General features: G+C 65.5%; 9 protein-coding genes and 1 tRNA gene. 4 read left to right on the forward strand and 6 right to left on the reverse strand.

The genetic code is table 11. From position 1 onward, the window contains the following. Positions 1-7: 7 nt before the first annotated feature. Positions 8-1,606 (reverse strand): helicase HerA-like domain-containing protein, encoded by a 1,599-nt coding sequence (locus OK17_RS02785; RefSeq protein WP_461416597.1) that lies wholly within the window; start codon positions 1,604-1,606, stop codon positions 8-10. 70 nt (positions 1,607-1,676) lie between these two features. Here OK17_RS02785 and orn point away from each other — a divergent pair, with 70 nt between their 5' ends. The 4 genes from orn (at position 1,677) to OK17_RS02805 (ending at position 4,236) form a co-directional block, all read left to right on the forward strand. After that, positions 1,677-2,276 carry an oligoribonuclease gene (gene orn / locus OK17_RS02790; RefSeq protein ID WP_006866715.1) on the forward strand — a complete coding sequence of 200 codons (600 nt, stop codon included), beginning with the start codon at positions 1,677-1,679 and terminating at the stop codon, positions 2,274-2,276. Positions 2,277-2,378: 102 nt separating this feature from the next. Next, positions 2,379-2,451 (forward strand) — tRNA-His (locus OK17_RS02795). A gap of 144 nt (positions 2,452-2,595) precedes the next feature. Next, positions 2,596-2,940, forward strand: a complete 345-nt coding sequence (locus tag OK17_RS02800; RefSeq protein ID WP_232719129.1) for a YciI family protein — start codon at positions 2,596-2,598, stop codon at positions 2,938-2,940. Between the two features lie 3 nt (positions 2,941-2,943). Then, positions 2,944-4,236 carry an RNA polymerase sigma factor gene (locus OK17_RS02805; RefSeq protein ID WP_461416598.1) on the forward strand — a complete coding sequence of 431 codons (1,293 nt, stop codon included), beginning with the start codon at positions 2,944-2,946 and terminating at the stop codon, positions 4,234-4,236. Between the two features lie 65 nt (positions 4,237-4,301). On the opposite strand, the gene OK17_RS02810 is transcribed toward OK17_RS02805, so the two are convergent. The 5 genes from OK17_RS02810 to OK17_RS02830 all read right to left on the reverse strand — a co-directional run bounded on the left by OK17_RS02810 (position 4,302) and on the right by OK17_RS02830 (position 11,877). Then, complete coding sequence (locus tag OK17_RS02810) at positions 4,302-5,957, reverse strand: hypothetical protein (RefSeq protein ID WP_461416599.1); 1,656 nt, start codon at positions 5,955-5,957, stop codon at positions 4,302-4,304. A gap of 39 nt (positions 5,958-5,996) precedes the next feature. Then, positions 5,997-6,782, reverse strand: a complete 786-nt coding sequence (locus OK17_RS02815; RefSeq protein ID WP_232719132.1) for a signal peptidase I — start codon at positions 6,780-6,782, stop codon at positions 5,997-5,999. Between the two features lie 131 nt (positions 6,783-6,913). Beyond that, on the reverse strand, positions 6,914-7,546 hold the full coding sequence (locus OK17_RS02820; protein ID WP_154884040.1) for a SipW-dependent-type signal peptide-containing protein: 633 nt from the start codon (positions 7,544-7,546) through the stop codon (positions 6,914-6,916). Positions 7,547-7,872: 326 nt separating this feature from the next. Further along, entirely contained in the window at positions 7,873-9,138 is a 1,266-nt protein-coding gene (locus OK17_RS02825; protein WP_461416600.1) for a cutinase family protein, read from the reverse strand. A gap of 687 nt (positions 9,139-9,825) precedes the next feature. Then, positions 9,826-11,877, reverse strand: coding sequence for a heavy metal translocating P-type ATPase (locus OK17_RS02830; RefSeq protein ID WP_461416601.1), 2,052 nt, complete (start codon positions 11,875-11,877; stop codon positions 9,826-9,828). Positions 11,878-12,094: the final 217 nt, after the last annotated feature.

Below are 12,094 nucleotides of genomic sequence, written 5' to 3' on the forward strand. Positions count from 1 at the left end.
ACACTTCTCACCGCTTGCGGCGCCGCCCGGTACCGAAGATCGCGCGACTGAACTCGCGTCCCGCAGCGCTGGCCGCCGACCGCAGGAAGCTCTGCATGGGCTTGCTGGTCAGCACCTCGGTGAGGATGCCCGGCTCCTCCGGAACAGGCTTCGGTGCCGGAGCACGTTTCGGAGCCGGCGCGGGAGCGGGTGCCGGAACCGGGATGGGCGCCGGCGCGGGCGCGTCGGCGGACTCGCCGGGCGCCAGCGTGTTGGCGGCGAGCATCTCGTAGGCCGACTCGCGGTCGATCGACTGCCCGTACTTCGCGTACAGCGGGCTCGCCTTGGCGGCGGCGGTGATCGCCTCCGCCCCGATGGCGTCCATCGACGACCGCGGCGGACGCACAACGGTCCACGCGACGGGGGTCGGCGCACCCTTCTCCGACAGCACCGTCACCACGGCCTCACCGGTACCCAGCGAGGTGAGAACCTGCTCGAGCTTGTAGACCTCCGAGATCGGGTAGGTCTTGACCGTCTTCTTGAGCGCCTTCTGATCGTCAGGTGTGAAGGCACGCAACGCATGCTGGATGCGGGCGCCGAGCTGCGAGAGCACCTCGTTGGGGATGTCGGTGGGCAGCTGCGAGCAGAAGAAGACGCCCACGCCCTTCGAGCGGATCAGCTTGACCGTCTGCACGACCTGGTCGATGAACGCCTTCGACGCGTCGTCGAACAGCAGGTGCGACTCGTCGAAGATGAAGACCAGCTTCGGCTTGTCGAGGTCACCGACCTCGGGCAGGAACTCGAAGAGGTCGGCCAGGATCCACATCAGGAAAGTGGAGAACAGTGCGGGCCGGGCAGCTTGTGCGCCGAGTTCGAAAAGCGTGATGATGCCGCGACCGTCGGCGGCGAGGCGGATGAGGTCGGCGGGTTCGATCTCGGGCTCACCGAAGAACGTGTCGCCGCCGTCGGCCTCGAGGTTGGTCAGGGCACGCAGGATCACCCCCGCGGTCTGACGCGAGACCCCGCCGATGTTCTTGAGTTCTTCCTTGCCCTCGTCGCCGGTGAGGAATGCGATCACCGACCGCAGATCCTTCAGGTCGAGCAACGGCAGGCCCTTCTTGTCGGCCCAGTGGAAGATCAGGCCGAGGGTCGATTCCTGGGTGTCGTTGAGCCCCAACACCTTGGAGAGCAGGATCGGGCCGAAAGACGTGATGGTCGCGCGGATGGGCACGCCGATGCCGGTGTCACCGAGCGAGACGAACTCGACGGGGTGAGCGGCGGGCTGCCAGGAGTCGCCGGTCTGCTGTGCGCGTTCGACGATCTTGTCGTTGCTGACGCCCTCGCGGCTCAATCCCGACAGGTCACCCTTGATGTCGGCCATCACCACGGGCACACCGTTGGCGGAAAGCTGTTCGGCCAGCAACTGCAGCGTCTTGGTCTTGCCGGTACCCGTGGCGCCGGCGACGAGGCCGTGCCGGTTCATCATCGCGAGCGGGATGCGCACCGACGCGGTGGCGTCGACCTGGCCGTCCACCGACACCGTCCCGAGTTCGAGAGAGGTGGAGGTGAAGGCGTAGCCGGCGGCGATGGTCTGAGCAGGGCTGAGGGCTTCGGTCACGAGGGACACAATAGCCCGCGGAGGACCGCTGTTCTCCGTCTGACGCGGGCTTGTCGGGACGGTTCGTTAAGGTTGTCGGGTGCAGGACAAACTGGTGTGGATCGATTGCGAGATGACCGGCCTCCGACTCGAGTCGGACAAGTTGATCGAGATCGCAGCCCTGGTCACCGACGGTGACCTCAACATCCTGGGTGACGGCGTCGACGTCGTCATCCACGCCGACGACGAGGCTCTCGCGTCGATGCCGGACGTGGTGACCAAGATGCATGCCGATTCCGGTCTCACCGAAGAGGTACGTGCGTCCACCGTCACGCTCGCCGAGGCGGAGAAGATGGTGCTCGACTACATCCGCAAACACGTGACGACGCCCGGTGCCGTCCCGCTGGCCGGCAACTCGATCGCCACCGACCGCGGCTTCATCGCCCGCGACATGCCCGAACTCGACGCCTACCTGCACTACCGCATGGTCGACGTCAGCTCGATCAAGGAACTCGCCCGACGCTGGTTCCCGAAGGTGTACTTCGGGCAGCCCGACAAGGGCCTCGCCCACCGTGCCCTCGCCGACATCCGCGAGTCGATCCGCGAGCTCCGCTATTACCGCGCGGCGGCCTTCGTGCCGGCTCCCGGCCCCGACGTCGATGCGCTCGCGAAGATCGTCGAGGATCTCGGACCCGCCTGAAAACGCAGGTCAGATAACCGATTGGAGTTCTGCGGTATCTACCCGCTAGAGTGTTCTTGGCTCTGAGACCGGGCGCGCAAGCCCCGGCATCCGATGCCGATGGTGGATGTAGTTCAGTTGGTAGAGCACCAGGTTGTGATCCTGGCTGTCGCGGGTTCGAGTCCCGTCATCCACCCCGACGAGTGGGAGGTCCGATTTCGGACCTCCCACTTTTCGTTTCCCGGTGAGAAGTTTTCGGCCGGCTGTCGATATCAGGTCGGGCCGTACGTCACCATGGTGTCGGGCCACTCCGGTCCGGCGGCAGATGACTGGAGGAACGATGAAATACGCACTGCTGCTCATGGGACATGTCGACGACCCGGCGTGCGGCGAGGAGGGTGGTGCCACACCCGAGGAGTTCTTCGCCTTCGACGAAGAAATCACCGAGGCCGGCGTCGTGGTCAGCTCCTTCGCCCTCGAGGACGAACGCGCGGTCGTCCACACCAACGGCACCGGCGAGCGTGTGGTGGCGTCGTCGGGTCCGTTTGCCGAAGTTCGCGAGTTCGTCGGCGGTGTCTACGTCATCGACGTCGCCGACATCGACGAGGCGATCGAGTGGGCTCGTCGTAGCCCGGGATCGGCACCCGGCGGGCACGTGGAGATCCGGCCGCTCGCACCGTACTGAACCGTGACCGGGCCATCCGACCGCTCGGCGGGCGCAGAACCCGTCGCCCGTCGAGCGGTCGCCATGATCGACCGCGACGTCCGCACACGTGTCATCGCCACTCTCACCAAGAGATTCGGCGACCTCGACCGTGCCGAGGACGCCCTGCAGGACGCTCTGACCCAAGCCCTGGTCACCTGGCCGCACACCGGCGTCCCCGAGTCGCCGGAAGCATGGCTGATCACGACGGCCAAGCGTCGGGTGCTCGATGCGCTGCGCAGGGAGAACGTCCTCGCCGGGAAACTGGTACAGCTGCAGAATGATTCGGACCGAGCACCCGTCCCGGCCGACTTCGGCGACCCCGCCGACATCGCGCAGGAAGCGCTGCCCGACGAACGTCTCGGCATGTTCTTCGCGTGTACCCACCCGGTATTGAAGGTCGAGGACCGGATCGCCCTCATGTTGCGGTTCGTCGCCGGCCTGACCACGCAGGAGGTCGCGCACGCACTGCTGATCCCCGTTCCGACCGCCCAACAGCGACTCGTGCGCGCGAAGAAGCGGATCAAGGCACTCGGTGTCCCGTTCCATGCGCCCCGCCCCGACGACCTACCCGCCCGTCTCGGCGGCGTCTTACGTGTTGTGTACCTGCTTTATTCGGAGGGTTACGCACGGTCGACGGGCAGCTCACACATCCGCGACGACATCACCGCCGAGGCCATCTCCCTCGCGCGGACTCTTCAGGGGCTGCTCCCCTGCGCCGAGACAAAGGGCCTTCTCGCGCTGCTGTTGCTCACCGAGTCTCGGCGGCCCGCTCGGGTGGACTCCGACGGCCGTCCGGTACCGCTGCCCGACCAAGACAGAACCCGGTGGGACGGAGCGCTGGTGACTGAGGGCACGGCGATCGCCGAATCCGCTGCGGCCCAGCAAGACGCGGGCGCATACACGATCCAAGCGGCGATCGCCGCGGTCCACGCGGAGGCCCGAACCGCCGACGAGACGGACTGGGCACAGATCGCGGTCCTCTACCGCCTGCTCGAGGCTCACGACGCCGGCCCGGTCGTGCGCGTTGGCCGGGCGGTCGCCATCGGGCGGGCTTTCGGACCGTCACGAGGGCTGGAAATGCTCGACCGGTTGGCGTCGAACGCCGCACTCGACCGCTACCGTCCGTTCCATGTCGCGCGGGCACTCACGCTCGCGGAGCTCGACGATCACGACGGTGCGGCCGCCGCCTACCGACGCGCACTCGAGTTACCCGGCAACGACGCCGAAGACGACTATCTTGCAAGTGCTCTCGCCGGATTGACTCAGGACTCCTGACACGAAAGTTCCCGTTGCGTTTTGTCCCGGGTTACGGGACAAAACGCAACGCGATGTTCAACCGGTTACTCCTCGTCCGAGGGATCAGACGCGGACTCGCCGGAACTCGACCGCGTCCGGCTCTTCTTCTCCGGAGTGGGCACCGGGTCGGAGTCCTCGGTTTCTGCGGCGGGCGACTCGGCCGCGGGTGCATCCTCGGTCGGGGCCGCTTCCGGTTCGCTGGTATCCGGCGCGTTGGCGATGGGTGCGGGCGTGGACGTCGTCGAGGTCACCGGCACCTCCGGGTCCGGCAGGACGAACGTGAATCCCGCTGTGCCCTCGGGCTTCCAGATCGCCTTGCCGGCCGCGCCGGGCGCGGTGAACGTCACCCAGCCGGTGTAGGTCTGGCCAGGCGTCAGTTGGTCCGGCAACTCCGGCCCCTCGTTCGGCGCCGGCCCGGGTGCCTGTTGCACTCCCCCGACCATCGGTGCGAAGTCATCCCAGTCGATCGACGACAATCGTCCGTCGTCGTCGGTATCCGACGTTGTCACGGACATCTTCACCGCGACTGTCGCCGGTGCACCGTCCGAAGGAGCCGTGGACTCGACCTTCTGAATCGTCGCCGTACCGAGGTCGGTTCCGTCGGTCGCAGTCACCGGGAACCGTTCCCCGACATCGACATCGGTCGGCGTCGTCGGGCCCTGCTTCAAGACCGGGGTCTCGGCGGGTTCGCTCTCGGAAGAGCTTGCTGACGAGGAACTCTCGGACGCCGACTTCTCGGTGCTCGAGCTCGCGGAGCTCTCCGACTCGGAGCTCTCTGCCGCCGAGCTCTCCGCGGACTCGGACGGCGTGGTGCTCTCGGAGGTCGGGGCGAGGGCGGCCATGCGCGCAGCTGCGCCGGCAGCGACCGTCTGAGTGGCGTTGGGAAGTGGCTCTCCGACGGCGCATTCGGCACGCACCAACTGAATGGTGATCTCCCAGACAGGGGTGCGAGTGATCAGGGTCTTGACGTCGAGATGCAGAACCAGCGTCGACAGGGCACGTTTGCCGGTCGCGACAGCGATGCTCTGGAAGACCCCATCCACGTGGTAGCCGACGGCGTTGTCGTCGATCACAGTAGGGGCAGCATTGGCGGCAGGAACCGGAATTCTGTTGTTCGACTCGATGCCGAGGTAGATGCCATTACCTGTGGGCGCGACCGCTCGTGGGGTGACATTTCCCCCGTAATCGGTCGACTTGCAGTCAACCTCGGCATAGAACTCACTGGTGCGCGTGTCAAGGACCGACAGAGCCGAGTTCAGCGGGTTGATCAACGATGGCGCCGGGATCGCCTTTACTTCCTTTGCCCATGACTTGGCCGCGCCCTCGATGTTTCCGCCGTTTCGGGTGAACTCCGCGAACGAGCGACCCCGCGCAGCCACCAGACCGACACCGGCGAACCCCGAGTTGTAGTTCAGGACCCAATCCGATTGGTTGGGAGACCATGTGGTCCCTGCGGACTGGTAGGTATGCGTGGCGCTGTTGACAGTGAACTCTCCACCGGTGATCAGTCGCTGGTTCTTGGCGTGCGCGGTAATGGAGCGCGCGTACCCGTCAAGAGCAGCAGCACGCGAGAACGTGGTGCTGCCCCAGACTTTGTCGTTCCAGGCCGCGAGCACGCCGGTCGCCTGCGCGACCACGCCGAGAATAGCGATCAGGCCGACGACGGAGATCAGGATCTTGCTGCGATTGGTGAGGTTCATGCTTGCCGTGTGTCTCTTTGAGTTGCGGGGGAAGTGCGTTCAGGAGCGAAAGGATTCGGCGATCTCGTCTTCGCGGCGACCGGTGGCCGACTTCGGCCAGAAGGCCCACAAGACGAGGAGTGCCGCGCCAAGGGTGATGGCGCCGAGGACGTAGGGATTCGACAACCAGACGATCTGCTTCGCGAGGCCCGGCGCATGCCAGACGACTTTGCGTACCTGGCTGACGCGGTAGGGCTCCGGGTCGGGGTTCGGGTTCGCGTCGCCCTGCATCTCGATGAGGGCCTCGCCACCGCCGAGTTGCTGTACGGCGATGGCCCGGTGAGTGATCGGCTTCAGACCGACCCCGCGGTCGACGGTGATGATGTCGCCGACCTTCACCTCGGTCGCCGGGATCTCGTGCACAACAGCGATGGACCCCTGCGGGATGGTCGGGTCCATCGAGCCGGTCTTGAACATGATGATCGTGTAATTGCCCACGAACGCAAGGACTGTCAGCGCGATGCACAGGACGCCGAACACGGCGAGGATGTTCAGCGCCCAGTCGACGAGCCGACTCCCCAGCGAGCGCGTCCCCGGACGCGCTGAGTGCGACTCGACGGACAGCGACTCGGTGGGCGTCGAGTCCGTTGCCGGCGGCAGCGGCACCAGCGGAATGGGCATGGTCGGCGCGTCAGAAGCCGGGATGTACGCCCCCGGAGCCGACGCCCACACCGCACGCGGGGCGGGTGCCACGCCCCTTGCCGGCGCGGTCACCGTCCACGAGTCCCGGATCCCGGACACGTTCGTGTCGGGTCGGTCGGTACCGGGATTCGCGGTCGTCGTCATCGAGCCGTCTCTCTGGGTTGGTGGTGCGGATTCGCTGGGCAGGCGGGGCAACGCGTATCGCGTGAAACCCTCGATCCGGCGGCAGCTTCAGGGTTGGAAGGACTACCGCACCGCCGGATCGAGCATGATCATCAGCCGACGCTCTGCGCGCGCATCTCCCAGAGCGCGGTGACACTCGTGTCCGTGATCGCACTCGGGTTGGCGTTCGCCGGGAGGGTCACCTCGAAATCGACGACCTTGGTGCCACCCTTGGGGATCGTGAACTTGGCCGCAGTTGCTGCAGCACCCGTAGCACTCAGCGGCGAATTGCTGAGCAGTGTCGTTGAGCCCTCCTTGATGGTGACCAGCAGAGCCTGGCCGAGGGTGTTCCCGGCATTTGCCGCAGGCTGGATGACGATGTCGGCCGGCATCTTGTTGTGCGTCTCCTTGAGCCAGAACTTGCCCTTGGCAGTCTGACCGGGCATCAGATGCGCTGGATCGACGTTGAGGTCGACGTTGAACGCGATGGGTCCTGAGGTGGTGTTCGTCGCGTACTCGGCGTAAGAGCCCTCGACGCCGCTAGTGCTGCCCTGCACGTTCCACGCCGTGTCGCCGATACCGAAGGTTCCGGCACCGAACACGGTGTCGTTCCACGCGGCGAGCGTGACCACCGCGCCGACACCGAGGACTGCACCGGAGGCGAGGATCGCCTTGCGCTTGCGGCTCTTGCGGTTGCGCTCTTCGTCGGTCAGGGGGGCGCTGGTGGGGGTCTGGTTGTTGGTCATCTTCCGTCCATCATTCTGCGGGGGCGTAGCTCATTGCTACTCACGAGTAATTTAGATTGTTTTGCGTTTTTTGTTACCTGTTTTTGCAGATCAATCGTGTGAAGTGACTCACCGCCTTTTGGTCATATGTACCGATTTCTGGATACGCCCGTTGTCTTATTTGTAGACCGTTCAGACTACTTATTCGATGGTCATTCGACCCACTTCGTTAGTGTCCCGAAATTTACGACAATGACCATTGCGATAATGACAATAAGCATTGTTATTCGCGACAATGATCATTGATATTTCGACAACGGTTATTGGCAAACCGGGTCGAAGGCCGACTACTCGGAGTCGCGCTCCACCTCCGCGCCGGCCTTGTTGATGGTGTCCGCCAGCCAGACGCCCAGCCAGGCGATCGCGCTCCGGCCGGCCTCATCGACGACGAGCTTGGCGTAGTTCGTGTGCGAGTTACCGGAGTAGAAGTCCTTTGCCGTGACAGCGTCACGGATCAGCGACGCGGGGTCGCTGACGGCCTGCCCCGCGACGATCTTGGCCAGTTCCTTGCCGAGCTCCTTGAACTCGGGCGAGATCAGCTCGGACAACACCCCGCTGCCCTTCTTCTCCCCCTCGCCCTCGCCGTCGGAGACATCGACAGCCGTATCCGCCACCAGTGAGGCGAGCTGTTTGCCCAACTCGACAACCTCCTCGGCCGAGACCTCGGTGTCCGGGAGGGACGCGGCTCCGACGCGAGCACCCACCGATCCCGCCGCCGTCCAGGTCAGCTCCTGGACCTCCCCGACCAGGTTCGCGGTCCGCTCGATGTCCACCCGGTCGAGCACACGGCAGATCGAGGCGCCGACCTTGGCGAGGCCCGTCTGGTCCGGGATGAGGTCAAGGATGCGGGCGGTCTTCGCGTAGTCGACCGTGTCCGCGAGCTTCACGAACGGGCGCAGCTGCGTGTTCACCCGCCCCGCGACCTTGTGGGCTGACCGAAGGTCTCCGACCCCGATGAGCTGCGGAAATCGACCGATATCGGCACCCAGACCGGCGTAGTCGATCCTGGCGATCGCGCCGATGACGTCGATCGCGGTCTCGACGGCGTCCGCCACCTCTTCCGCCCCCTCACTGAGGACGGTGCCGATCTTGCCGAGGACAGGATGGCGCCGCTTGTCGATGGAGCAGTAGAGGTCGGAGGGGGCGCAGATGCTCGTGACCTTCCCGGACAGCTTGCCCATCCCCTCGGGACGCGGATCGGCGATCCCGATTCCGCGCGGCTTCGGACCCACGGTCTTCTGGCCGGCCGTTCCGTTGCCGGGGTCGGCGAGGAGGCCGACCGCGAGCACCCTGTCCGCTGGAACCGGGCCGTCGCCGTTGCCGATCGCCGCGGCGAGATCCCCCGCCGCGTCCGCACCCTGGCTGTAGCCACTGATCGTGAACTTCAGGTCGGGGTCGGCTTCCGCACGGTCGGCGAGCACCTTCGAGGCGTTCGCGATCGCGGTGGCCTTGCTGTCCGCGTACGTCCGCCCGTTGTCGAAGGCGCGGGCCATATACGGGAGGAAGTAGATGGTCGCCGAGTCGCCGTGTGTCCGCGAGATCGAGTCGGCCACCCCCGCCAGCGCGCCCGTTGCATGGGTGGGATCAGCAGCCGCATCCGTTTCCCAGGTCCCGGGAATGAAGAGATTGAACGTGGGAACCGTCGGAGCCGGAGCGGCGACGCCGGCACCAGCGCCACCGAATGCGGTTGCCGCAACACTCGCGGTGAGCGCTATTCCACCGAGACCGATTGCCCAATGGCGCGCAGATCGAGAGCGGCCGAACTGAGACTGTTTTTCTGTTGTGTCGCACGCATGGCGGGGCTTACGCGCAGAGAAAGAGCATTTCATGAGGGGATGTCACAAATCTTCACATCGTTGGGGAGATGAAACAACAGGCTCGGATGGAGAGGGACTTTCGTCCCCCTTTTCCGAGCCGTTGTTACTTGCCAGTAGATATGAATATTCGACTATTACGGGACGATTTCAAGAATCCGAGAAAATATTTTCGTCGCACGTAAGGGCCCGTTTCATATACGAAACCGGATGGCATTGCAGCACACTGTATTTCAGATGCTGATGCAGGTAGGCCAGCCTTGGACAAATGACCCTGTGTGAGTGAGATCACCAGCGTGATGTCGCCGTTCTCGATGACAAACCCTTCGTGGCGCTCTTCCGCAGATACCAAGCAGGGCTCGGAACCGCCGGGCGACAGCGGAGTCGAGCCCATGGCACGACAGGCGTCGGGTCATCTGATCGCAGTCAGCGTGGCGCTTGCCGATCGAGAGACAGATCGAGCCGACGGAGCAGCTGGGCATTGAGCGCAACGACAACCGTCGACACCGACATCAAGATCGCACCCACGCTCATCGGCAACACGAATCCGATCGGCGCCAACACACCGGCGGCGAGTGGGACCGAGATCAGGTTGTACCCGGCCGCCCACCACAGGTTCTGCACCATCTTCCGGTAGCTCGCCCGGGACAACTCGATCACCGAGAGCACCGACCGCGGGTCCGAGGACGCCAGGATCACACCCGCGGAGGCGATGGCGACGTCGGTACCGGCTCCGATGGCGATGCCGACGTCGGCCTGCGCGAGTGCCGGCGCATCATTCACCCCGTCCCCCACCATCGCGACCCGCTTGCCCTCGTGCTGCAGTTCGGCCACCTTCTCGGCTTTGCCCTCCGGCCGAACACCGGCATAGACGCGATCGATCCCCAGCTCCCGTGCCACATCCTCGGCCACCGCCCGCGCATCCCCGGTGACCATCACCGCCTCGACCCCACGACGCCGGAGACCGTCGACCGCCTCGAGCGACTCCGGTCGCACCTCGTCGGTCAGTGCCAAGGCGCCGACGACCTCACCGTCGGCGATCACATGAAGGATGATCGCTCCTTCGTCACCCCAGGCCGTGGCGATCGGCAGCTCTGAGACACCCTGTCTGTCGAGCAATCTCGGCCCGCCCACCGCGACGGACATTCCGTTGACGCGCGCCGAGACACCCACCGCAGGCGACGAGGTGAAGTCCTGCGCCTCCGACACCTTCAGGTCCCGACGCCGGGCGGCCTCGACGATCGCAACCGCGAGCGGATGCTCGCTGTCTGCCTCCGCCGACGCGGCCAGCACCAGCACCTCGTCCGATGTACGACCGCCCGCGGGTTCGACGGCGCGGACCGTCGGAGCGCCACGGGTCAGCGTCCCGGTCTTGTCGAAGAGCACGGCGTCGACCGACCGCATCGTCTCGAGGGCCAGCCGGTCGGAGATCAGGACTCCCCCACGCGCCGCACGCTCCGTCGCGATCGACACCACCAACGGGATGGCCAGACCCAGAGCATGCGGGCAGGCGATGACGAGCACCGTGATCACCCGGACGACCGCAGTGTCGGGCATGCCCACCGACGTCCAGACGACCACCGTGACAGCCGCCGCGGCGACAGCGAACCAGAAGAGCCACCCGGCGGCGCGGTCGGCAAGACGTTGAGCCCGCGACGACGAGGCCTGTGCCTGGGCGACGAGCCGTTCGATCCCGGCCAGCGCGGTGTCGCCACCTATCGCGGTGACCCGGACACGGACCGCGGAATCCGTGGCAACGGTCCCGGCGACCACCCGCTCCCCGACCGATCGTCGGACCGGCCGCGACTCACCGGTGATCATCGACTCGTCTACATCCGCAGTGCCGTCGATGACTTCCCCGTCGGCCGGGATCGATGCACCGGGCCGAACGAGTACGACGTCGTCCACCTCCAGTTCAGAGACCGGGACGGTGACCACTCCGGCACCGTCGACCTTCTCCGCCTCGTCTGGCAGCAACGCAGCCAGCGAGTCGAGGGCTGACGTCGTCTGGGCCAGCGCCCGCATCTCGACCCAGTGCCCCAGGAGCATGATCACGACGAGGAGCGCCAGCTCCCACCAGAAGTTCAGCTCGCTGTCCAGCAACTCGAGACTCGCGCCCCACGACGCGACGAAGGCAACGGTGATGGCCAGCCCGATGAGCAGCATCATCCCCGGGGCGCGGGACCGAACCTCCGCGACCGCACCGGTGAGGAACGGCCGGCCGCCCCAGAAGTAGATGACCGTGCCCAGTACCGGCGAGATCCACGTGACCCACCCGTGGTGAGGGAGTGAATAACCGATCAGGTGGGCGAACATCTCGTTGAACGCCACCGTCGGGATCGCCAGTACCGACATGATCCAGAACAATCGGCGAAAACGGCCGACGTGGTCGGCGTGACCGCCGTGGTCGCCACCAGCGTGCTGGTGACCTTCGTGCGTACCCATGTAGTGCCCATGATGGGTCGATGTAGCACTCATGCGTCCGACTATATACCCCCTACCCGTATGCCGTAAGGGCCAACCTGCGGGCACTCTTTATCAGACGCCACCGACACATTCCACAATCGAAACCGCCTGCGAAATTCGTTGCGCGCCAGCGAGATCACGGGTACAGTCGAACATACATTCGAACCGCGTCTCCGGGGGGTGACCGTCTTGACCGAGTTCTCGCAGTCCGACGCCCCGGTTTCGCGCG

The organism is Gordonia sp. GN26 (assembly GCF_054823965.1).